Origin of the sequence: Pseudobacteroides cellulosolvens ATCC 35603 = DSM 2933, from assembly GCF_001262605.1 — a bacterium.
GTDB classification, from domain to species: Bacteria; Bacillota; Clostridia; order Acetivibrionales; family DSM-2933; genus Pseudobacteroides; species Pseudobacteroides cellulosolvens.
In genome coordinates this window covers 1903585-1926446 of sequence record NZ_LGTC01000001.1, presented here as the reverse complement: position 1 = coordinate 1926446, position 22862 = coordinate 1903585, and the positions used below count along the sequence as shown (strand labels likewise).

Annotated in this window: 20 protein-coding genes; 15 read left to right on the top strand and 5 right to left on the bottom strand. The window is 35.1% G+C overall.

The window, feature by feature from the left end; translation table 11 throughout:
• Nucleotides 1–97: 97 nt before the first annotated feature.
• The 10 genes from Bccel_RS07945 (at nucleotide 98) to Bccel_RS07900 (ending at nucleotide 10758) form a co-directional block, all read left to right on the top strand.
• Nucleotides 98–1000, top strand: coding sequence for a copper amine oxidase N-terminal domain-containing protein (locus Bccel_RS07945; protein WP_036941391.1), 903 nt, complete (start codon nucleotides 98–100; stop codon nucleotides 998–1000).
• A gap of 245 nt (nucleotides 1001–1245) precedes the next feature.
• Complete coding sequence (locus Bccel_RS07940) at nucleotides 1246–2226, top strand: cohesin domain-containing protein (protein WP_036941393.1); 981 nt, start codon at nucleotides 1246–1248, stop codon at nucleotides 2224–2226.
• A 285-nt stretch (nucleotides 2227–2511) separates the two neighbouring features.
• Complete coding sequence (locus tag Bccel_RS07935; protein ID WP_036941395.1) at nucleotides 2512–3126, top strand: stalk domain-containing protein; 615 nt, start codon at nucleotides 2512–2514, stop codon at nucleotides 3124–3126.
• Between the two features lie 22 nt (nucleotides 3127–3148).
• Complete coding sequence (locus Bccel_RS07930) at nucleotides 3149–6250, top strand: CotH kinase family protein (RefSeq protein WP_050753259.1); 3102 nt, start codon at nucleotides 3149–3151, stop codon at nucleotides 6248–6250.
• Nucleotides 6251–6252: 2 nt separating this feature from the next.
• The gene (locus Bccel_RS07925; RefSeq protein WP_036941397.1) at nucleotides 6253–6858 is read left to right on the top strand and encodes a class I SAM-dependent methyltransferase; all 606 of its coding nucleotides are present in this window, start codon (nucleotides 6253–6255) and stop codon (nucleotides 6856–6858) included.
• Nucleotides 6859–7122: 264 nt separating this feature from the next.
• On the top strand, nucleotides 7123–7785 hold the full coding sequence (locus Bccel_RS07920; RefSeq protein WP_036941399.1) for a response regulator transcription factor: 663 nt from the start codon (nucleotides 7123–7125) through the stop codon (nucleotides 7783–7785).
• On the top strand, nucleotides 7773–8870 hold the full coding sequence (locus Bccel_RS07915; protein ID WP_036941401.1) for a sensor histidine kinase: 1098 nt from the start codon (nucleotides 7773–7775) through the stop codon (nucleotides 8868–8870). Before Bccel_RS07920 ends, Bccel_RS07915 begins: the two co-directional genes overlap by 13 nt.
• 147 nt (nucleotides 8871–9017) lie before the next feature.
• On the top strand, nucleotides 9018–9914 hold the full coding sequence (locus Bccel_RS07910) for an alpha/beta hydrolase (RefSeq protein WP_050753258.1): 897 nt from the start codon (nucleotides 9018–9020) through the stop codon (nucleotides 9912–9914).
• A 168-nt stretch (nucleotides 9915–10082) separates the two neighbouring features.
• On the top strand, nucleotides 10083–10535 hold the full coding sequence (locus Bccel_RS07905; protein WP_036941402.1) for a DUF2975 domain-containing protein: 453 nt from the start codon (nucleotides 10083–10085) through the stop codon (nucleotides 10533–10535).
• A 10-nt stretch (nucleotides 10536–10545) separates the two neighbouring features.
• Nucleotides 10546–10758, top strand: a complete 213-nt coding sequence (locus Bccel_RS07900; protein WP_036941404.1) for a helix-turn-helix domain-containing protein — start codon at nucleotides 10546–10548, stop codon at nucleotides 10756–10758.
• Nucleotides 10759–11080: 322 nt separating this feature from the next.
• Here Bccel_RS07900 and Bccel_RS07895 read toward each other — a convergent pair whose 3' ends face one another.
• Nucleotides 11081–12997 carry a metallophosphoesterase gene (locus tag Bccel_RS07895; RefSeq protein WP_036941407.1) on the bottom strand — a complete coding sequence of 639 codons (1917 nt, stop codon included), beginning with the start codon at nucleotides 12995–12997 and terminating at the stop codon, nucleotides 11081–11083.
• A gap of 257 nt (nucleotides 12998–13254) precedes the next feature.
• Here Bccel_RS07895 and Bccel_RS07890 point away from each other — a divergent pair, with 257 nt between their 5' ends.
• The 4 genes from Bccel_RS07890 to Bccel_RS07875 all read left to right on the top strand — a co-directional run bounded on the left by Bccel_RS07890 (nucleotide 13255) and on the right by Bccel_RS07875 (nucleotide 15601).
• Complete coding sequence (locus Bccel_RS07890; RefSeq protein WP_036941409.1) at nucleotides 13255–14145, top strand: metallophosphoesterase; 891 nt, start codon at nucleotides 13255–13257, stop codon at nucleotides 14143–14145.
• Between the two features lie 24 nt (nucleotides 14146–14169).
• Nucleotides 14170–14673, top strand: a complete 504-nt coding sequence (locus Bccel_RS30900) for a hypothetical protein (RefSeq protein WP_036941411.1) — start codon at nucleotides 14170–14172, stop codon at nucleotides 14671–14673.
• A gap of 32 nt (nucleotides 14674–14705) precedes the next feature.
• A complete protein-coding gene (locus Bccel_RS07880; RefSeq protein WP_036941413.1) occupies nucleotides 14706–15152 on the top strand; it encodes an HD domain-containing protein in 447 nt (148 codons plus the stop codon).
• 80 nt (nucleotides 15153–15232) lie between these two features.
• The gene (locus Bccel_RS07875) at nucleotides 15233–15601 is read left to right on the top strand and encodes a hypothetical protein (RefSeq protein WP_036941415.1); all 369 of its coding nucleotides are present in this window, start codon (nucleotides 15233–15235) and stop codon (nucleotides 15599–15601) included.
• Between the two features lie 154 nt (nucleotides 15602–15755).
• Here the strand turns inward: Bccel_RS07875 and Bccel_RS07870 are convergent, their stop codons facing one another.
• The 4 genes from Bccel_RS07870 to Bccel_RS07855 all read right to left on the bottom strand — a co-directional run bounded on the left by Bccel_RS07870 (nucleotide 15756) and on the right by Bccel_RS07855 (nucleotide 19945).
• Nucleotides 15756–16553, bottom strand: a complete 798-nt coding sequence (locus tag Bccel_RS07870) for a tetratricopeptide repeat protein (protein WP_160317703.1) — start codon at nucleotides 16551–16553, stop codon at nucleotides 15756–15758.
• A gap of 147 nt (nucleotides 16554–16700) precedes the next feature.
• The gene (locus Bccel_RS07865) at nucleotides 16701–17222 is read right to left on the bottom strand and encodes a macro domain-containing protein (protein WP_036941417.1); all 522 of its coding nucleotides are present in this window, start codon (nucleotides 17220–17222) and stop codon (nucleotides 16701–16703) included.
• A 309-nt stretch (nucleotides 17223–17531) separates the two neighbouring features.
• Nucleotides 17532–18287, bottom strand: a complete 756-nt coding sequence (locus Bccel_RS07860; RefSeq protein ID WP_036941419.1) for a TIM barrel protein — start codon at nucleotides 18285–18287, stop codon at nucleotides 17532–17534.
• Between the two features lie 38 nt (nucleotides 18288–18325).
• Nucleotides 18326–19945: a substrate-binding domain-containing protein gene (locus Bccel_RS07855; protein WP_036941421.1), complete on the bottom strand. Its 1620-nt coding sequence runs from the start codon at nucleotides 19943–19945 to the stop codon at nucleotides 18326–18328.
• Between the two features lie 262 nt (nucleotides 19946–20207).
• On the opposite strand from Bccel_RS07855, the gene Bccel_RS07850 reads away from it, so the two are divergent.
• Entirely contained in the window at nucleotides 20208–22856 is a 2649-nt protein-coding gene (locus Bccel_RS07850; protein WP_036941422.1) for a translation factor GTPase family protein, read from the top strand.
• Nucleotides 22857–22862: the final 6 nt, after the last annotated feature.

Sequence of the window (22862 nt, the reverse complement as noted above, 5' to 3'; positions counted from 1 at the left end):
ATATCACAAAAAAATGTATATTAATAAAACTTGATCTGATTTCTATGTGGGAAAGTTTAGTAAACTATATATAAATTTTAAAGGAGTGTATTCAATTATGAAAAGGTTATTAAGCGGTTTAGTAATTGGGGGAATATTGTCAACTTGCATTTTTGCCAATGCGGGTCCAACAAATTGGACAGCAACAAAAGCATTATTTAAAGTAATGGTTCGGGGACAGGAATATGTTTCTGAGACTCCTCCGATAGTTATTGAAAGTAGAACATATTTGCCTTTAAGGGCTATGGGAAATGTATTAGGTGTTTCGGTTGAGTGGAATGACAAATTAAAGCAGGCTGAAGTTGGAATGGCTATAGATTTAAATGATACAGCCAAGACTGAGACAGCATTATCCGATTCTGAAAAAGCAAAATGGAAAAATAAAAGCTGGAAGGCATTAAAGGCAGAATTTAAAGTAATAGTGCGTGGTGATGAACTTGATTCCGAATACCCGCCAGTAGTAGTTGAAGGAAGAACATTTTTACCTTTGAGAGTATTAGGTGATGCTTTAGGTGTAAAGGTAGATTGGAATGATAAACTCAAACAGGCTGAAGTTGATATGGGAGTAACTACAACTCCAGAAGTTACACCTATTCCAGGAGCAATGATAACAACAACTCCAGCAGCAACAGTAACACCTGCTGCAACACCCGCAACAGTAACACCGGCAGCAACACCGACCCCGGCAGCAACGGCTACGGCAACACCGGCAACTTCTTATTCAACTTCATCATATGTAGCTCCGGCAGCAACACCTACGCCAACTAAGGCTCCAACGCCAACACCAGATCCATACGATGATTGGTATAACTATGGCTCAACACCAGCACCAACAACACCAGCACCAACAACGCCAGCACCGACAACGCCAGCACCGACAACGCCAGCACCGACAACACCAGCACCAACTAAGGCCCCAACGGCAGTGCCAGATCCATACGATGATTGGGATAATTATTAAAATGCTGTTTTAAACCATTATGAATAAGGTATGTTCGATTTTAATGAATAGTTGTAGATAGCATTACATAATCGAGAATCAATTAATATAATTACTAATACAAACATTGGAAATACCACAAAAACTGGGATAGCCTGGAAGGGTTTTGTTCCAGTTTTTATGGTATCCACGTTCCATACAAATATAATTATTTGAAAATTGATAAGTAAAGAGGTATGGAGACTATATTATTAGGAGGTTTTACAATGAAAGGTAAAAAGGCTATTGTGCTATTGGCCGTGAGTTTTATTCTAACCACTTTCTTTTCGTTATCAGCATTTGCGTCCTCTGATACACCAGTGACTGTTTACGGAGATTTTGACAATGATGGCAATTTTGACTCGGATGACTATGCATTATTCAGGCAGTTCATGCTTAATATGATAGATAAAGAGATTGTTCCAGCTACTTGCGATGTTGATGGCAACGGATTATATAATTCAGATGATTATGCTTACATGCGTCAGCATCTTTTGGGGATGATAAAAATATTTCCAGTGCAGTCTACATTAGTTCCATCACCTACAGTTACCCCTTATGTTACCCCGATTATAACACCAACATTAACACCTGTTCCGACTCCAACTTCTACTCCGGTTCCAACCGTTCAACCTGAAGGATTATACATAAGTTATAGCAAAGAACCTTTAAATATGCTTAAAGTAACTCTTAACATAAAGAACATTGCTAATTTTTCCGGATATCAGGCAAATCTTGTATACGATCCTCAAGTTCTTAGACCTGTTTACTCCGACGGATCAGAATATGATTCTCAATCTCCGGTTGAGATAGGTAGCCTATTAACCAAAAGATATATACCAACAGATTTTGCAAAACACGACCTGCAAAATGGTGTTCTAAACTTTGGAAGAACTTATTTGGCAGTTGATTCGTATAAAAACTCAGGCGTAGCTGAATCATCAGGTTCCATAGCTGTTATATATTTTAAAATACTTAAATACGAAACTACAAAGATACGTTTGGAAAACTGTGATACTATGCCTGGAGCATTAAAAGGTACAATAATAACTGATTGGGATGGAAATATGATATTAGATTATAATGTTGGCGAAACATCTACAATACCAGCTTATGTGTTAACAAGTACGCCAACTCCTACTATTGCTATTCCAAGTCCAACTTTAGAACCTGATGGGGATGATCGGTATTATTACTATTACTGGTAATAAAGGATAATCCAAAACTTGGACAACTATATAGAAGTATTGGTGTAATTGCATGTAATAGACTAAAAGCTGGAATGGCCTAAAATAAGGACTTATTCCAGCTTTTAGTTTGATTTTTACAATTATGATATGAATTGTATGAAGTTGTGGATTATACAAAATTCTTTTAAAAAGATTGCTAATAAGGTATGATTAATTTAGAGTTGAATTATTGTTAAATATTAACTTATGCATTTATGCTAAGGTTAATACAGGCTAAATGTGGGATTATAAGGAGGTATTCGTATGAAAAAAGTTATTGTTAGTCTACTCATAGGGTGTATTATATCATTTAGTATTGCTTATGCTGAAGATATAATAAAAGTTCAGAAAGCGGCCTTAACTATCCTTGTAGATGGAAATCAATTTAAAACCAATAAACCTATCCTAACTGTTGGAGATACGGCTTATGTTCCTTTGAGAGATTTCTCAGATTGTTTTAAAGCTAATGTAACTTGGAATTCTGAGGGTAAAAGGATTGAGGTAACTAATGCACCGTATTTTGACGAAAATTCAGTATTAACAAACAAATTTAAAATTCAAATGAATGGTACTCAAGGTGGATATAGATTAGAAGAAAATAAATATTTGGTACATTTTGGTTTTAACTTTGCAAATATCAGCTCGACACCAATTAATATTGATCTTTCAAAGGATTTTAAATTAAGAGATAGCCAAGATAAAATAGTAAATACCATTACTAATGAAATTCAAACTGTTGAACCTGGCCAATCAAAGTCAATTAAACTGCAATTTGAAGTTAAAGGCGAAGATTTAAAAGAATACCTAAATTTCATTTATAAGCCTTCAAAAAGGGAATATTCCATTCCAATATTTCTTGGGAAGGATAATTTCAATTAAGTTTTGAAGGGGAGAGTATAAATTGAGGAAGTTTTTATGCATTTTATTATCCACAGTATTTGTTATTTCATCAGCAATTTTTCCGGCAGGATATGCAAAAGCTTTATCTAGAACTAGCAAAGATAGCATTCTACATATAAATGAAATTATGGCATCAAGCACTTCTACCTTAAGGGATGGAGATTTGCTTGATGATGATGACGGAATCAAAGGCGGAACTTATTCCGATTGGATAGAAATTTATAATACAAGCACTAAGGCAATTGATTTGTCAGGGTATAGAATATCTGACAGTGATGCTACATGGACATTTCCGAAAGGAATAGTACCGGCAAATGGATGTTTGCTTATCTGGGCTTCCGGCAAGGATAAAGTTACCGCAGATGGCCAATTACATACTAATTTTAAGCTTGGGGCATCAGGTGAGACCATAACTCTGGTAAATTCTGATGGATTGATTTGTGATTCGGTTAAATATGGAGGTTTGTCCAACAATGAGTCATATGGTGCAAAAATTGATGGATGTTCTTCCTATGTTATATTTTCGAAAGCTACTCCGGGAAAATCAAATAGTGAAGGGGTTTTACTCATTAAGCCACCTGTTTTTTCTAAAAAAGGAGGACTTTATACAGATGCTTTTGATCTAATTTTAAGTACAAGTGATTATGTAGATGATACAAAAGATGCTCTCAGCACGTGCGAGGCAGTATATTATACCTTAGATGGATCAGATCCTGCACCTGGAGATGTAGGAACAATAAAGTACACAGAAAGTATACCCATAAAGAGCAGAGCAGGGGAACCTGATGTGCTCTCACTTATTTCAACATCAAGTAAATGGAAAGCACCAAATGGTGAAGTGTTTAAGGGGTGGACAATAAAGGCTGCTGCTTACAGTGATAAAGGAGTAAAAAGTAAAATTATTACTAATTCATATTTTGTAGATTCGGATATTTTTAAACGATACAATCTTCCTGTTATATCTATTGTGACTGACAAATCCAATTTTTTTGACAGCTCAAAGGGAATATATTTTACTAAAAGTTCACAAGCCACAGAAACATCAGACAGTTCTCCGGTACCTATCCATGTAGAGGCCTATGACAAGGATGGAAGCTTATGGTTTTCCCAGAATGCAGGTGCAAAGCTGCATGGTCAATCTTCAAGCAGAAATTCACAAAAGACATTGAGGATATATGCAAGTGATGATTATGGTGACAAGGATACCTTTAAGTATAATATTTTCCCAGGACTAAAAGATGCAAATGGAAAAGAGATAGATAAATTTAAGCGTTTATTGCTGAGAAATTCAGGAAATGACTGGAGCAGCACAATGTTCAGAGACGGATTGATGCAAAGTCTTGTTTCCCATCTTAATGTAAGCACACAAGCTTATAGGCCGTCAGTAATGTTCTTAAATGGTGAATTCTGGGGGATACACAATATTCGTGAGCGTTTCGACAAATACTATTTTGCATCTCATTATAATCTTGATAAAAACAAATTAGCTATCCTTTCATGGAAATTAAGTTCTAAAGAGACAATCGAAATTGATGAAGGTACAACGGAAGATAAAGAGGCTTATTTTAATGATATTATAGAATATTTAAAGGTAAATTCCATAAAAGATAAAAGCGTTTATGAAAACATAAAGACAAAGATAGATGTAGATAACTTTATCGACTACCAATTATCACAGATATATTTTGCTAATTCAGACTGGCCGGGAAATAACGTAGTTGTATGGAAATACAAGACAAATGATGGAAAGTATCATCCCGAAGCACCGACAGGACAGGATGGAAGATGGAGATGGGTTCTAAAGGATACTGAGTTTGGTTTCGGATTGATAAGAGATTCATCCCACGATACATTAAGCTATGCCGCAGAGCCAACTGTTACTTCAACTGCTACTCCAAGTGCTACTCCAACTATAAATGCTACCCAAACAGCTGCTCCAACTGTAATACCTCAAGGAGGGGTGGAAAAGGGTGTTAGAAGTGGAAGAAACTTTGAGTGGGCAGTATTCTTATTCAAAACATTGCTTCAGAATTCGGAGTTCAGAATTGAGTTTATTAACCGTTTTGCTGACAACATTAATACATCCTTTGATACCGTAAGGGTAAATCAGAGGATTGGTGAAATGAAAGCTGAAATAGAAAAATCTATACCTGAACACATCGACCGCTGGCAGGGGATTACTGATTGGAATTCAAATGTAGAGCAGATGAAAACATTTGCTAAAGACAGGCCTGATAAAATGAGAAAATTTATAGTAGATAAGTTTACTGGTAATGGTGTGACAGGGACATCAAAAATCAGCTTGAATTCTGATAGCAGCAAGGGACATATTAAGATAAACTCTATTGACATAACAACATCAACACCAGGTATTACCAATCCGGATTCGTGGACTGGAACGTACTTCAAAGGTGTTCCAATAACTTTAAAGGCTGTCCCGGAAAATGGATATGAATTTAGCCATTGGGATGGAGAAGGCATCGCTGATATTGATAAAACTTCAGATATAATAACTTTTGACCCAGCAAAAGATATGAATATCACTGCTGTTTTTGTTAGCAGTCTTAATGATATAGGGGGTCATTGGGCGGAAAACTATATTAAGGACCTAATGAAAAAGGAGATACTCAAAGGTTATCCTGATTCAACATTCAAGCCTGAAAATAAAATTGATAGAGCTTCGGCAGCAGCAATAATAGTAAAGATATTAGGACTTGAAGCAGGGGAATACGATAAGAAATTTGCCGATAATATTCCAGAATGGGCCAGGGAACCTATAATGGCGGCATGCAAAGCTGGAATATTTAATGGTTATGACGATAATACATTCAGAGCTGAAAAAAACTTAACCAGGCAGGAATTAGTTGTTATACTTGTAAGAGCTTTAGGATATAAGGATCTGCAAGTTAAAGGGACGCTATTTAAAGACAATGACAAGATAGGAAAATGGTCAGTAGCTTATGTGGCAAAAGCTTTTGAACTTGAACTTATAAAAGGGTATGAGGATAAAAGCTTTAGACCGGATAATATGATTACAAGAGCCGAGTTTGCTGCTATAATTGCAAAGGTTATATGTCAAATTAAAGAAGTTGAGAAGGAGTAGCTATGGATTATAAAACAGAACAATCACGTAGCAATTACAATAGAAAAGCACGTGAATATGAAAATACTTTCGATGGAAAGTTTACGGCACCATTTAAGCAGTATATATATGACCATATTAATGTAAAGGATAATGATAATGTACTAGACGTAGCTTGCGGAAACGGTAGACTGCTGAACATGATCTCGAAAAAGGGCAGAATTCATGGGTTTGGAATTGATGTCTCCGAGGAAATGATCAAGACTGCTCAGAAAGATAATAATGATATTGTTTTCAAGGTTTGTGAAGCAAATAAAACGCCATTTGATGATAAAATTTTTGATATTATCACCGTATGTTGTGCATTTCATCATTTTGTTGATCCTGAAGCCTTTATGAAGGAAGCATATCGTATATTAAAGCACGGAGGAAGACTTATAATAGCGGATCCTACCGCTCCAGTAATTATTCGTCAGATTGAGAATGTTTTTATTCCGCTATTCAAGATGGGGGATGTGAGAATTTACAATAAAAAGGAAATGATTCGATTTTTCAAAAATGCACAATTTAAAGAAATAAAATATTATCAAGAAGGTGCAAGAATGGTGGTTGAGGGGGTACGAGGCTAGTTATAGACATCGTATAATAAACTAACCATCGCAGATGATGATTAAAACATTACAACGTATATTGAAAAGACATGATTGACCAAGTTGTTTTCTATGTCTTTTTTTTATATAATTAGGCAGGAAAAATTTCATCATATCTTTCAAAATAGATATATTTTAAATTTATAAAAATTTGAAAATCTTTATAAAATCTTTAAAAAGTAATTATAAGATCTTATTGAAAGGAGTGAAGGAAAAGTAACATAAGGGAGAGGCTGGGTATATATGGCTAAGATACTTGTTGTCGATGATGAAGAAAGAATCCTGAAATTAATTAGGAATATTCTACTTCAGGATGGACATACGGTCACATCATGTTTGAGCTTTGATGAGGTGGATGAGGATAGCCTGCAGTGGTTTAATATGATACTATTGGATGTTATGATGCCGGGGACAGATGGCTTTGAGGCTTGCAGGCGGATTCGTAATAAGGTGGACTGTCCAATACTGTTTATCACTGCGAAGACGGAAGAAGAAGACATAGTATATGGATTTGGATTGGGTGCAGATGATTATATTAAAAAACCGTTTGGTATGGAAGAGTTGAAAGCAAGGGTAAATGCTCATTTAAGAAGAGAAAGCCGTGAACACCATGTAGTACTGCCAATGGGGGATATTCAGTTTGATCTTCACGGCATGAAACTTATGGTCGGAAACCAGAGTGTAAATCTTACAAAAGGTGAATACCAAATATGTGAGTTTCTTGCAAGACACAAAAGGCAGGTATTTTCGAGAGAACAGATTTATGAAGCTGTATTTGGATATGATGGAGAAAGTAATGACAATACAATTGCAACCCATATCAAAAATATCAGAAGCAAACTGGATAATGTCGGAGTATCACCTATACAGACGGTTTGGGGGATTGGGTACAAATGGGAAATTTGAAAAACAGAAAAAAATATAAGGCAACGCTTCTATCCATTGTAATGAGGGCAGTATATGGTATCGGATTTGGAATTATCGCATTAACAACATGTGTGCTCATATTCTTATACTTCACGGCTAAAAAAGGGATTTTTTCTGCAAAAGTGTATCCGAATATTGAATTGGCAATTGTTATCATATATCTTTGCATTGTTGTTTGCTTCATAATTTTTATTCCGTTAATGACAGTGAAAAGAATAAGAAAAAGAGGTCAGTCCATTTTAAATGTAACAGAAAAAATCAAGGAGCAGGATTTAGATTTTAATATTTGCCTCAGTGGAGTAAAAGAGATCGATCAGATATTGGAAAGTATGGATGATATGAGAATTGCTTTGAAAAAAGCACTGGAAACGCAATGGCGTCTTGAACAAAACCGCAAAGACCAGATTTCAGCTCTGGCACATGATTTTAAGACACCAATTACTGTATTGAAAGGCAACATAGATTTACTGCAGAGTAGTAAATTAGACGATGCTTGTAAAGACTATGTTGAAGATGCCAAGATCAGCCTTAAGCAGATTGAAACATATTTGTCTCAGCTTCTGGAGATGACGCGAGCAGAAAGGGGCTACGTTTTGGATAAGCAGATAATTGATCTTGGTGAAATACTTGATAATGTGGTTTCAGTCATTACACGAATTGCGGATGAAAAAGAAATATCAATTATTTCTGAAAAGGAAAAAGAGAATATTTGTTTATCAGCAGACAGAACTCTGCTTGAACGTGTATTTAATAATCTGATATCGAATTCGTTGGATTTTACATCGCAAAAAGGAGTTATTAAAATAATTCTTACTACAGAAGAAAGCAACGCAGTTATTTCTGTTACAGATTCCGGTTGTGGTTTCAGTCCAAATGCCATAAAGCATGGTATGGAACAATTCTACATGGATGATACCAGCAGAGGCAGAAAGAATCATTATGGGTTAGGGCTTTACATTGTAGATTCAATTATAAAACAACATGACGGAACAATTCACCTGGCAAATGATGAAATTACTGGAGGAGCTAAGGTAACCATACATATTCCTCTTATGAAAGAATAAAAAAAATAAAATAATTACTTTTCCGAAAACACAATGAGAGAAAAAATTAAAAAAATAGCATGGGTATTAAAGAAGATATTTATCATATTCCTTGGACTAATAATTATATTTTTACTTGGAACTACAATTTGGAATAAGGTCGTTTGCATGAAAGAGGATAAAGCATTAAGACAAGTTGGTACAAATGTGAATGTAAATGGCAAGGACATAAGAGTTTCAGTTACCGGTAAAGGTAAAAAAACCATTGTATTATTAAGCGGTATGGGAACAACCAGTCCAATTATAGATTTTAAGCCGCTGGCTGACAAATTAAGTGATCATTATCAGGTTGTTACTTTAGATTATGCGGGATATGGATTAAGTGACGATTCAAGTGATAGACGGACGAGTCAGGCTGTTGTTGAGGAAATAAGAGGTACACTAAGAAAATTGGAAATTAAACCACCGTATATATTGATGCCTCATTCAGTTTCAGGAATATACAGCCTTCAATATATGAACACATATCCTAAAGAGATAGAAGCTATGATCGGCATTGATTGTGCTGTACCAAATCAAGCTAAATATGAAGGCGATTTCTATGTGTCAGATGGGTTGTATTATTTGGCTAGATTTATGGATGCAACAGGTCTCAAAAGACTTTCTTGTCTTTCTGGAGATGCATATCTTAAGGATATGGAAGCAAGCGGAAGTTATTCGGAAGAAGATATGAGAAATGTCTCTGCTTTGTACAATAGAAAATCCGTTTCAAAAGCACAGCTTAGTGAAAGCAGGCTTTTTCAAGAAAATTGTAAAATGCTTTATGATAAGAAATATCCTGATAATATTCCCGTACTATTTATATTAAGCCGTGATTCTTGTAAGGTGTTTAGTAAAGAACTTGCTCAAAAAGGTTTTAACGCAACATGGGAGGGGTTACACAAAGAAGTAATCTCAAATCCTGAAATTCAAAAAATAGTATATTTAGAAGGAGCACATTATTTACATTGGAAACAGTCAAAAGCAATTGCTGAAAAGGCAGATGATTTTATCCAAGGTAAATAATGGAACAATGATATAAATGTATTAAAAGGCCCTCCAATAAGTTGCGGATTAGTTCATTATAGAAAGTGAATATAACAATAAAAGTATAATTGTATACGATAATAATTTATTGCAAAACGATAAATTATGTGCTAAAATGAAATAAATAAAAAAAGCGAGGTGCTTTTTATGAAACATGGAACAACACTCTTTTTGAAACTAGCTGTTATTCTTATTGGAATGCCTGTTCTTGGCCTATGCATATTCTGGCTGCCTTCGGGTGCAGATTATCTGCACTATCCTATTTTAACAGGAGTGTATGCATCAGCAATTACATTTTTCTTTGCTCTTTACCAGGCTTTTAAACTTTTGGGTTATATAGACAAGAGTAAAGCTTTTTCGGAATTATCCGTAAATGCTTTAAAGAATATAAAATACTGTGCAATCATAATAAGTATTTTATATTCTGTAATCGCACCACTCGTATTTCCTATAGCTGATGCAGATGACGCTCCTGGTCTTGTAGCCATTCCATTACTCATTATTTTTGCTTCATCTGTCATTGCAGTCTTTGCTGCTGTACTTCAAAAGCTTTTAAAAGAAGCCATAGACATAAAATCAGAAAATGATTTAACGATATGAGGTGAGGAATATGGCGATTATAATTAATATTGATGTAATGCTGGCTAAAAGGAAAATGAGTGTAACAGAGCTTACAGAAAAGGTTGGAATAACTATGGCGAATCTTTCTATACTCAAAAATGGGAAGGCAAAGGCTATTAGGTTTTCAACTCTAGAGGCAATATGTAAAGCCTTGGACTGTCAGCCAGGAGATATTATTGAATACAAGAGTGATGAAGCGTGAGGCTAATAAACATGAAGTTTTTTAGACCTGTAGGAATAAGACATTTTAAACTAATAAAAGGGTGTGGAATAACTAAGTTTCCGCCAAGACTTCCAGAACAGTCGATTTTCTAATGTCTAAGAAATTATGGTGTATGCCTTATCAAGTAAATATTTAAGTACATTGTTATATATTAAGAATTATAGTATAATAATAGCAGAATAATTAATTCTGGGACGTATAATGTTTTAAATGTTGAGAAGGAAGTACTGGAATTAATTATAAAATATTAAAGACGTTAGAATTATGGCACCAAGCAATGAAGGATTTGGGTTTGATTTTTTTAAAATAGAGCACTGTTAAGCTCATTAAAATCCTCAGATACTTTATTGAATCTTTTTGCAGCAATCATTATATCTTTTATATTTATTACCCCATCAGCATTAAAATCGGCATCAATTCTGTATAAACTGCTATCTTTTACTGAATTATAAGCTTTTGCAATCTCTGCTATATCAGCCATGTTTATTGAATCATTTTGGTCAATATCCCCGGCTATGATAAAAAGAGGATTGGTTTTGGAAAACAACTCTTTGTCTTCATTGATAGTAACATTGCTTATTGTTTTTTTGAGATATCCAGGCTTACTAACGATTATTGTGGTTGCCTCATTGTCAACAGGAATGTTCGCTATCTCAAAATATCCATTGGCATCTGTTTTTGCATTTAAATTTTTTCCAACAAGTCCAATATTAAACCCTGATTTGACTTCTCCTGCTGATTCTGCCGAATTGCTAAATTCAACATTCACATAGCCTGATATTTTACAGGTTTTAGCAGGTGTAGTTGTGGGAGAATAAGTATTTTCTTTCATAATTGAATACTTATCGTAAACAAAAGGTTCTGTTGTTATTTCATCTTTCACAAGGTCATAATGGAACATTTCAGTAGTAAAACTCAGTTTGTTTTTTGAAACATTTACATGGGTATAGGTTTGATACTCATGTTTATCAGTAATTCCCATTGAATTCTTTTCAAGAAAAGTGTAATTTTCTGCAAGGGGATCATCGGGATATACAGTATATTCGCAGGGAGGATACCACTTTAGTCCTCCGCTAGTACAATTGCCCATAAATAATACAGGTTTATACTCAATGCCCAGCTCGTTTGTACTCTTCGGTTGTACAGCAGTTTCATCAGTTAGCATTAAAGGCTTGACATTGTTTCCTTTCAAATCTACAAATCCTCTGGTATAAACATGATCATGACCGCCAAGAACAGCATCTATTCCCAATCTAGCCAACGCGGGGGCCAAATATAGCCGTAAGAATCTTGTATCGTTTTCATAGACGTGATAACTCCCTGAGTATATTGGTTTATGCATCAAAACAATTTTCCAAGGCTTCTGAGATTCCTTAACATCATTTTCAAGCCAAGCTATCTCTTTTTGAAATTCACTCATAGCCTGATAACAGTAATTGCTGTTTAAAACAATAAAGTGAACAGGCCCTGCATCAAATGAATAAACCGTATCAAGTCCATAAGAGGAAGGGAATGAAAAATGGTCTGCCAGACCAACCCAATCATGATTACCTTGAGTTCCCACAGTTATTTTGTTTGCGAAAAGCTTTTGCCCTCCATTTGGATAAAGCCCACCACCATTAAATAAAGCTTCCCACTCGCTTTCATTATTATCACCATCTGTAAAATCACCTGCTATATATGTAAAATTTGAATTGGGATACTTGTTATATATTTTTTCAAATGTTGCAGATGCTGCCTTTGAGTCGTTTCCATAAACTTGAGGATCTGCAATATAAACGAAATTTATATCAGTGTCTTTTGAACTGTCAATTGTAGTCTTAAAGCTGCCTTCAGACCAAATGTTTGCAATCTCATTGCCAACACGGTATAGATATTCGGTATCAGGCTTAAGGATGTTTGCAGAAGCTTTTATCACAAGTTTTCCCGGCATATTAAAGCCTTTTCTTGCTATAGCAGAGAATTTCAACGCCTTTAATGGATCAAATTTTGTAGATAGTGTCTTCTCCATGACCTGAAGAACATTTCCTTCTACAAGATTCATGTCTTTTACCGTCCAGGTAAAATTTAAAACTTTTGACGGATCATGTGTTGCACTGATTGTTATTTGTTCTGGTATACAGGTTGTATAGTCAATAGAGTTGGAAACCAAAACATGTCCCATAACAAGAGTAAGAATTAATAGAATTGATATTAATTTTCTGAAAACTGATTTCATGATGTCCGTCCCCCTAAAAAATTAATCTCCGCCTGTTGATTTTTAAACATATCATGTGCAATTTCTAATCTGGAAATTACACATTCAGTATATCACATTTTTTGGTATAGTATAGTTTTTTAGCTTATATTAGTAAATTATATGTAAACCATGATAAAATAGATATATTGAAATTTGATGTGATAATTGAGATAGTTAATATTTGTACATTTGATATAGAAAAAGGAATCATTATTAGAATTTACAGGTGAGATGATATGAAAGTAGCTTATACTTCTGATATACATGCTGATATTACTTTAAATAATTCTCGACTCATACCATTTTTGGTTAAACGGATTGAGGATATAAATCCTGATGTTTTTGTAATTGCAGGGGATATTTCTAATTCACTTGAAAGCTTGGATAACACTTTAAAACTCTTTAGTGAATTAAGTTGCCTTAAAGTTATGGTTCCAGGTAACCACGATGTGTGGGTAGAATCCAATAACTCCGTAAGAAAGGGAAGGGATAGCTTTTATAAATACAGGCAGGCAATTCCGCAAGTCTGTCAGCAGAATGGATTTTCATATCCAATAACTGAGCCCATCATTATTGGTAGCACTGCAATTATCGGAAACATTGGCTGGTATGACTACTCCCTGGCTGATATCAGGCTGGAAAGCTTATATAGCTTTAATGATTACGCTAAAGGCACATTTGAAGAAGGAACGTGGAACGACACAAAGTATGCAGTTTGGCTTAAATCACCCAATTCGTCATATTGGAAGGATAGGCTTAAAGCTTTAACCAATAATATGGTGTTTGAAATGTTATTTGATGAGCTTAAAAATTCAGTTCAAAATATGCCTGATAATATCGGGAAATTACTAGTAGTATTACATACGGCACCATTTAAAGAGTGTATAATTCCTAAAGATGAGCCCAGTCCTTTTGATGCTTATGAAGGAAGTACTAAAATAGGAGAATTCATTAAAAGTGTTTCAAAAAACAGAGAAGTAAGTATCATTTTTGGACACAGGCATAAAAAGTTGTTTCTAGATATGGGTAATATAAAATTGTACAGATCTCCGGTAGGATATTTAGGTGAATCACAAACAGACTATGAAAAAATTGCAAGAGAAGTTATCGGTGAGTTTGAAGTGTAATTATTAAAGGGGGTCTACGTATATATGTTTGAATCTAATAGCTTTATGCCTGATTTTACAGACATGCTCCTTGTGATTCCTGATAAATCTGATATTGAAAGGGATGAGGTTGCTAAAATGTGGGAGCAGCAGGGCGGTAAGGTAAAAAAGATTGGCCGTTTCTGGGAACCTCCGGAGTTAGACAGGGAAAAAATCCGGTTATATGGGAACCATATATTCTGTATGGTACTTGCACAAAAGCTTGACTTGAAGCTTATTTCACCACCTGATGATCTATTGGTATATTTGTCAGAGGAGTGGTTAAAAAGGAATGTTAATATAAGCACTATAGCTGAAGCGGAGCAGCTTGGCTATCCAGGCTTTATAAAGCCGCTGGTTCCAAAAATCTTTACTGCAAGAAAATACAGTTCGTATATTGTTGAACAAGGTTGGGCAGTTATTGAGGCAAATGCCGCATGGGGTGCAGGTTTGAATGGCTGTGATCCTTTAGCAGCTGCCATGTGTATAGCTGAAGCAACGAGATTATAGAAGTATAAAAATTTAAAAGGGGAAGTGATTAGATGCTTGATAAAGCTATTCGAATAGCAGCTACAGCACACGAGGGGCAAAAGGATAAAGCTGGGCAACCATATATACTGCATCCTCTTCGTGTAATGTTTAACAGAAAGAATGAAGCTGAAATGATTTGCGCTGTTCTGCATGATGTGATTGAGGATTCCAATATTTCAATAGAATATTTAAGGGAAGAGGGTTTTTCACAAATGGTTTTGGATGCATTAGATGCATTGACAAAACGAGATAATGAAGACTATGATGATTTTATTGATAGAGTTATTAAAAACAAGATTGCTTGCCAAGTTAAACTGGCTGATTTGATGGATAACATGGATTTATCACGTATTTCAAATCCTTGTGGAGAAGATTATAAAAGAGTAGAAAAATATAGGAAAGCTGCAGATAAGATATTAAAAAGTATTAAGCTTGATAATTTAGATAATGAGCGATAACGAGCTGAAATGCAACTTTATGGTTCGGGTATCTATAAGAATGAATATAAATCTTTTAGTAAATTGTGAGGTTGAAGGATATGAAGCTATTTAGGCCAGTAGGAATAAGAGAACTAAAACTTATAAAAGAGTCTGGAATGACCAAGTTTCCACCAAGGCTTCCAGAACAACCGATTTTTTATCCAGTTATGAATATTGAATATGCACGCCAAATTGCATTGGATTGGAATACTAAAAGTGCACCAGGATATGCGGGCTTTGTTACAGAATTTGATATTGACGATGAATATGTATCTAGGTTTGAAATCAAAACAGTAGGCACATCAACCCATAAAGAATTATGGGTTCCGGCTGAGGAGCTTGATGATTTTAACAGTCATATTATTGGTGAAATTCGAGTTGTTGAAGAGTATTACGGTGAAAAATATAAATGTGACAAGGGTGAATGATTGAAGGAATGGATTATATTAAATGTGAGAAGATTCTACAGATATTGGGGTTGAAATATGTCAAACACTATAGTGAACTTAAGGGATGTTGGTGAATTTATAAATTGTTTAGCAGGTAGAGATATTATAAACTAATCTTAGCCAATATACTTGCTCATGCTTCTCTGGGATCGTTAATTCCCACAGTATCAAGTAACTCCCATGTTGGATAGTTAAACTCATCAGCAAGATCAAGCCAGTTAATAGCTTTTTCCTTTGAGCCTTCCAGTTGACCCATCAGGATCATCACTGCAAGCATGGCAGCAGCTTGACCGTTACCAAGTTGAGCTGCACGTGCGTAATAATAGGCTGCTTTTTTAAAATCCTGTTTCACATTCGAACCGGAAGCATACGCAGCACCTATATTATATAGTGCTCTTGGGTGATTTGCTTCGGCAGCACGTTGCAACCAATGCTGTGACATTTCTGGGTTTATTTCTACACCTATTCCCCGTGAAAAGTAGATATACAACTCGAATTGTGCATCTGTATTTCCCATATTGGCAGCACGAAGATGGCTCTGAGCACTTAAGCCAAACTCCCCAAGCCAGTACTGTACCAAACCACATTGATAAATTTCCATAGCTGATAGTGATTCGAGTTTATTAAAAAGATCTAGTCCAAGATGTTGATTTTTCTTATTGGAATAACGTGACATCTGTGAGAATTGTAATAGTGCACCCCGGTCTCCAAGGCGTGCTCCTTCAAAATATGCACGCAGTGCTGATTGGAGTGCTTTATCGTCATCCATTACATTCTTTGCTTCCTCAGACCAAGGACGATGTATTGAATCTTCTGGTGATACACCATCAAATGCACCAATTGGTTTCAATACTGCCAAATAGCAATCACCAATAACTTGATAAGATAAAGGATTATTGCGGGATGCTGCACACCACAAGCAATCCATCATGATTTGTATGGTCTCGTTTAAGTCAGTAAAAAGACCAATGACAGCATCGCCCCTCACAAGTTTTTCAAAAATTTGATATCCACGTGTATATTCTGTATCTTGTTTGTGACTCATAATTTTCCTCCAATCACAGAAAAGCAGTTATGGTTACAACATACTTTTTTCATCTAGCCAGTCTTTATATGCTTTATACATTTCTTCTGCTGCGATATTAGGCTCAACTCTGCCTGTACAGGTACAAAGACCAGGACAATATACTTCTTCATATCTACCATTGTTTTTATCTATTTCTCTTAAAATGGCTTTCATTGCAAAGTAACAATTATGGGCAGGTACAGCACCTGGTAATTCCATAGTAGGAGCAAATATTAAATACTTAATTCTCTGATTATCAGTCTCTATTGTAAATGCTGATCCTACTGGTAAAAAGCCACCAATTCTATCTAGCCTATTCATAACAGCGTTCTGGAGTGAAATACCAAAGAAGTCAGTATAATCCTCATCGATTCCTCCGTCCATATATCCATAACTATTTGCAGGGGAAACAATAGCTCCTCTTGCAATAGATAGAATATTCCCTTCATAAAACTCAAAAATCTTTTCATTTTCAAATAATTTTTTTAACTCATTCACGACTAATGAGTTAATATCCACAAAACAAATTTTCATAGTATCTGAGCTCCTTATGCATACAGATGCGTATATCTTCAGCTAATTAGTTTTTCATAAAGTTCCTTATATTTATCCGGCTTCAACATCCAGCCACGGTAAATGCATAATCCTTTATCTAAATTGTAAGGATATGTTTTAAATACTCCACTTGAAATAAACTCATCATAATTATATAACATGATATCAAATTCAGGCATATTGTATGCAACTCTATATTCAATTTCATAGTCAGTGTCAACTCGATTAATATGAAAATAATCTGACGGGTATAGTATTTAAGTCTTCATTCTTACTAGCACTCCTATATCAAAAGCCACTCCCACATGGTTCTTGCATCCTTCTGTTTAATATTGATTTGAATATTCGTTTTGATTTTAATATTATTTTATCACTTTCAGGTATCTCAAATATCGCTTTTCCTTCAAAATCTTTAAGAATATCATCAAAAATATATTTAAAATCGATATTGCCATCTCCCAGAGGTAAATGCTCATGAACCTTTTCTAATTGCCTGTCAGAAATATGCAATACTTTTGGCATTTTGATTTTAACCATATGTCTTAAATGATCATAACTATCTATATGTGCTATATCAATTAAAAACTCTAATGCTGGTATCTTTGAAAAAACATATTCTATTTCGCTGCAGCTATGAAATATAGGATCTAATCTACTGTTATTTTCCAGATAAACAGTAATTCTTTCAGGTACAAAGAATTCCGTCATATAAGACATTTTTTCAGTCAACTTTTTAATGGATTCTTTGTTGATTTCTTCACTTTTGCAAACTGGATGGATTATAATTTCGTTATGCTCAAGGTATAACAAAATATCTAATAATTGTGGAGCTAAGTCCACTATTTCATTAATATCTAGAAGAGCATGAATAATTGAAGGAAAACCGACAGACTTTATTGTATCAAGCGGATAAGGATCTTTCTCAAGGCTAAAACCTTTAGAATCATACCATACCTGTAAAAAATCAAAGCCATTATTTTTACAGAATTCAACTTCATCGATAAATTTATTAAACCACCTTGTATTTCTTCCTAAGCTAATCATAGTTGGTCTCCAATAATTAAGCACCAGTTTATATACGGTTAATTTATATTTTTCATAATATAAACCTCAACTCTTCTGTTCCTGTCCATACCTCCACTTGTTTTATTTGACGCAATGGGCATTTCGGGTCCCATACCTAAAACATCTACTCTGCCGCCAAGTGCACTGAATTGGTTTAAAATTAATTCTTTTACTCGAAGAGCTCTTTGATTGGATAGCTTAATATTCATATTATAATCACCTTTATTATCGGAATATCCAACTAATAAGATTTCAGAATTAATATATTTATTTCTAAATAAGAAGTTTATAACCTTTTCTAAATCCTTTATGGATTTATTATCCAGTTCAGAGCTCCCGTTTTTAAATAAAAAGTTGACTGAAAGTCTTCCTTGGGCATTGGAAACAATTTGATTATACTTTTGTTGAGCTTTCTGATTTTTAAAAGTTGGTTTGGTAAATGGTTTGAAATTCTCATCAACTTGAATGTCTATTGTAGCAAAGCCGCAATCTTTTATTATATTCTGTCCCTCATCATCTGTAATATAATTTATAAGCTCAGTGGCATAGGGGTTTTGAATATTTTCAGGACAGTATAAATATATTCTCTTACTTAGGTAATATTCTTCTGTAGCAATGTTAAAGGTATTTGGAAATACAGGATCTGCAGTACCCTGTGATATTGAAAGAGGTTTGGTGTCTCCAGTATATGAAAAACTGGTGAACCCTATGGAATTTATGTCTTTTGACACCTCAGTGCATAAGTCCTTAGTACTCTCTATCCATACAGCTGCACTTAAAAGAGCTTTATTATTCAGTATGAGATTTTTAAATGTGTCATATGTTCCCGAATTTTCATCCCTTGTAAAAACTCTGATTTTGCCATCTTTCCCGCCTAGCTGTGACCAATTGGTAATTTTACCGCTAAATATATCTGAAATTTGTTCAACAGACAAGTGATTTATAGGATTATTCTTGTTTACTATTATCGAGATGCCGTCTAATGCAATTATAAATTCGGATTTCACAGTAGAAAGGTCACCAAGTCCAATAGCTTTTAATTTACTAATTTCCTTTTCGTTTATTTTCCTTGATGTCATACCTATATCACATGCTGCTAATTCAAATTCCTTAAATGCTGTACCGGATCCATGTGAATAGATTTCAATATCATATGTTTTTTCATCCTGATTAGACCACTTAAATTCTACCTTTTTTTCTTGTGGGTTTGATCCTTCTGTTGTTTTTATTTGTATGGCTCCCTTTTTTTCTAGATAACCCTCTACCAGTTTTGGCATCAACTTTGTGCCAATAGTATTTGAACCATGAATTCGTAATACTGTTTCAGAGTTGTCTAAGGAAGTACCCGGTATTTTTGGGTTTGTCTCTTCTGTGGGACTGCTGATTTCATTTGCTGCTGAGGAACTTGAAGTTTCATTATTATGGTTTTGAAAAACAGCCTTACTGACAGCAAAGCCAGTGATAACAAGTACGGAAATTAGCAGGACAGAAATTCCGATTTTTCTAATATTATCTAACAGACCGGTTATACCAGGTTTAAACAGATAAGCACAATCATTACATGATTTATAATTTTTCTTGCTTGCGTCCTCATATTTATTGCACATGGGATTAAGGCACTTCTTTGAAATATTCATTTTTTCGATCTCCTAAAATTTTAATAAAATTGTTTGTAAGTATTAACCTTAAGTGATAAATGAGTATTTTTAAGAATAGAAATTTTTCCATTAATTCATAAATAATATCATATATATGGAATGGTATCAACAATTTATATAATAATATAATTGGTTATTTAGAATAATTATTGACATTTATAATGAAATAATGGAGGATGATATAGTGGATGAGAATTAATAGAGAGAAATAGATTTAATATGAAGGATTTGAAAAGAAATTATGAGAAAGTTAGTTATCGGAATACTTGCACATGTGGATGCAGGAAAGACAACCCTATCAGAGGGCATGCTATATTTAAGCGGTAGGATAAGGAAGCTTGGAAGAGTGGATAATAAGGATGCTTATTTAGATACCAATGAGCTGGAAAGGGCTAGGGGCATCACCATTTTCTCGAAGCAGGCCATATTTGAAATAGATGGGACTAGGATAACTTTATTGGATACTCCAGGCCATGTAGATTTTTCAGCTGAAATGGAAAGGACACTTCAGGTGCTGGATTATGCAATTTTAGTGATAAGTGGTGCAGATGGAGTGCAGGGGCACACCAAAACTTTATGGCGACTGCTTGATATGTATAAGATACCAGTGTTTTTATTCGTTAATAAGATGGATCAGAATGTCACAGATAGGGACAAGTTAATAAATAAAATTAAAAAGCAGTTGGATGATAGATGTATTGAATTTGGACAAGTTAAGGAAGATGTTTTTTATGACCAATTGGCAATGTGTGATGAAATTATGATGGAAGCATATCTGAAAACAGGACATATTGAAACTGCACGGATTGGCGTGGCTGTCAAGGAACGCAAAGTATTTCCATGTTTTTTCGGTTCAGCTTTAAAATTGGAAGGTGTTGAGCAGTTTGTCCATGGTTTGGTAAAGTATGCAAAAGCACCTGGCTATACTGATGAGTTTGGAGCCAAAATATTCAAAATAACAAGGGACGAGCAGGGTAACCGACTTACACACATGAAGCTAACAGGCGGAAAGCTTAAAGTGAAAGATGTATTGACCAATGGGGTATGGGAAGAGAAAGTGAATCAAATTCGCATATATTCCGGTCAAAGATTTGAGCCTGTAAATGAGGTCGATGGAGGTTCTGTAGTTGCATTAACTGGGTTAAGTGAATCTAGGCCAGGTGACGGTTTGGGAATAGAGGAGGCATCAGCAGCACCTGTATTAGAACCAGTGCTGCTTTATCGGATAGTACTTCCTGAAGGCTGCGATCCAAGAGTAATGATTCCAAAGCTTCGTCAGATTGAGGAAGAGGAACCGGAGATTCAGATTGCCTGGGATGAGCAGTTGCAGGAAATTCAGGCAAAGATAATGGGAGAAGTGCAGATTGAAATTCTGCAAAGCCTTATTAAAAGCCGATTTGATGTGGATGTAGCATTCGATGAAGGAAGAATAGTATATAAAGAGACTATTGGGAATGTTGTTGAAGGTGTAGGGCACTTTGAACCATTGAGGCATTATGCAGAAGTCCACCTGTTATTGGAGCCTGGGGAGCCGGGAAGCGGCCTCCTATATAGATCAGAATGCAGTGAGGATGTCTTGAGTAAAAGCTGGCAAAGACTTATCTTGACCCATCTGGAAGAGAAAGCTCATAAAGGTGTACTAACAGGTTCAACTATTACAGACATGAAAATAACTTTAGTCTCAGGCAGAGCACACAATAAACATACAGAAGGCGGTGACTTCAGAGAGGCTACCTATCGTGCAGTGCGACAGGGCTTAAAGGAAGCGGAATCCATTTTATTGGAGCCATATTATGCTTTCCAGTTGGAACTTCCTGAGAAAATGGTGGGAAGGGCAATGACTGATATTGAGAATATGAATGGTACATCAGAAATTTCCCAGATAAACGACGATATGGCAGTTCTTGTTGGGAGTGCACCCGTTATCACTATGAGGAATTATCAGAAGGAGGTAATGGCGTATACTAAAGGTCTTGGCAGGTTGTTCTGCAGCCTTAAAGGATATGAACCATGCCATAATACACATGAGGTAATGGAACGTATAGGATACGATTCCGAAAGAGATGTGGGAAATCCCACAGGTTCTGTGTTTTGTGCTCAAGGAGCAGGTTTTTTGGTGGAATGGGATGAAGTAAAGAATTACATGCATGTTGAAAGCTTTTTGCAAAAAGAATCCAATTTGGAAGAAACAAACCCAAAATATAAAGCATATTCAGAAGAAAGGTCAATCAGCTTGGAAGAAATTGATCAAATTATGAATAAAACCTTTTATGCAAACCAAGGTAAGAAGGTTGTCTGGAAAAGAGAAAGAACAAATTATGAAAGTAACTATAAACCTGCCGCTTATGCTGGCAGGCAAAAGGAAACAAAAGATGAGTATCTTCTTGTGGATGGCTACAATATTATCTTTGCATGGCCGGAACTTAAAGAACTTGCAGAAGAAAACATGGATTCTGCAAAAATAAAACTGCTTGATTTTTTAAGTAATTACCAGTGGATTCGGAAATGTCAGATTATTGCAGTGTTTGATGCTTATCGTGTTCAGGGACATCGTGAAGAAATAATTGATTATTATAATATCCATCTTGTGTATACCAGAGAGGCACAAACAGCTGATAATTATATTGAAAAATTTGCTCATGACAATAAGAAAAACTATAATATAACAGTTGCTACATCGGACGGTTTACAGCAGATGATCGTAAGAGGTGAGGGATGCTCACTGTTATCTGCCAGGGAACTGTATGCTGAGATTATAGGAGCCAATAATAAATTGATGACGGAATATAAGGAGAAGGCAGGAATAGATCGCAATTACCTGGTTGATGCATTGCCACAGGAAGTAAAAAAGAAGATGGAGGACATGATTAAAAAAGAAGATGATAAGTAATGGTAA

Coding starts and splice junctions, on each gene's coding strand:
- Bccel_RS07900 (WP_036941404.1), top strand. CDS start 10,546: ATGGCGATTATAATTAATATTGATGTAATGCTGGCTAAAAGGAAAATG.
- Bccel_RS07850 (WP_036941422.1), top strand. CDS start 20,208: ATGAGAAAGTTAGTTATCGGAATACTTGCACATGTGGATGCAGGAAAG.
- Bccel_RS07870 (WP_160317703.1), bottom strand. CDS start 16,553: ATGATGGATTGCTTGTGGTGTGCAGCATCCCGCAATAATCCTTTATCT.
- Bccel_RS07860 (WP_036941419.1), bottom strand. CDS start 18,287: ATGATTAGCTTAGGAAGAAATACAAGGTGGTTTAATAAATTTATCGAT.
- Bccel_RS07935 (WP_036941395.1), top strand. CDS start 2,512: ATGAAAAAAGTTATTGTTAGTCTACTCATAGGGTGTATTATATCATTT.
- Bccel_RS07920 (WP_036941399.1), top strand. CDS start 7,123: ATGGCTAAGATACTTGTTGTCGATGATGAAGAAAGAATCCTGAAATTA.
- Bccel_RS07925 (WP_036941397.1), top strand. CDS start 6,253: ATGGATTATAAAACAGAACAATCACGTAGCAATTACAATAGAAAAGCA.
- Bccel_RS07940 (WP_036941393.1), top strand. CDS start 1,246: ATGAAAGGTAAAAAGGCTATTGTGCTATTGGCCGTGAGTTTTATTCTA.
- Bccel_RS07910 (WP_050753258.1), top strand. CDS start 9,018: ATGAAAGAGGATAAAGCATTAAGACAAGTTGGTACAAATGTGAATGTA.
- Bccel_RS07865 (WP_036941417.1), bottom strand. CDS start 17,222: ATGAAAATTTGTTTTGTGGATATTAACTCATTAGTCGTGAATGAGTTA.
- Bccel_RS07875 (WP_036941415.1), top strand. CDS start 15,233: ATGAAGCTATTTAGGCCAGTAGGAATAAGAGAACTAAAACTTATAAAA.
- Bccel_RS30900 (WP_036941411.1), top strand. CDS start 14,170: ATGTTTGAATCTAATAGCTTTATGCCTGATTTTACAGACATGCTCCTT.
- Bccel_RS07880 (WP_036941413.1), top strand. CDS start 14,706: ATGCTTGATAAAGCTATTCGAATAGCAGCTACAGCACACGAGGGGCAA.
- Bccel_RS07855 (WP_036941421.1), bottom strand. CDS start 19,945: ATGAATATTTCAAAGAAGTGCCTTAATCCCATGTGCAATAAATATGAG.
- Bccel_RS07945 (WP_036941391.1), top strand. CDS start 98: ATGAAAAGGTTATTAAGCGGTTTAGTAATTGGGGGAATATTGTCAACT.
- Bccel_RS07915 (WP_036941401.1), top strand. CDS start 7,773: ATGGGAAATTTGAAAAACAGAAAAAAATATAAGGCAACGCTTCTATCC.
- Bccel_RS07895 (WP_036941407.1), bottom strand. CDS start 12,997: ATGAAATCAGTTTTCAGAAAATTAATATCAATTCTATTAATTCTTACT.
- Bccel_RS07905 (WP_036941402.1), top strand. CDS start 10,083: ATGAAACATGGAACAACACTCTTTTTGAAACTAGCTGTTATTCTTATT.
- Bccel_RS07890 (WP_036941409.1), top strand. CDS start 13,255: ATGAAAGTAGCTTATACTTCTGATATACATGCTGATATTACTTTAAAT.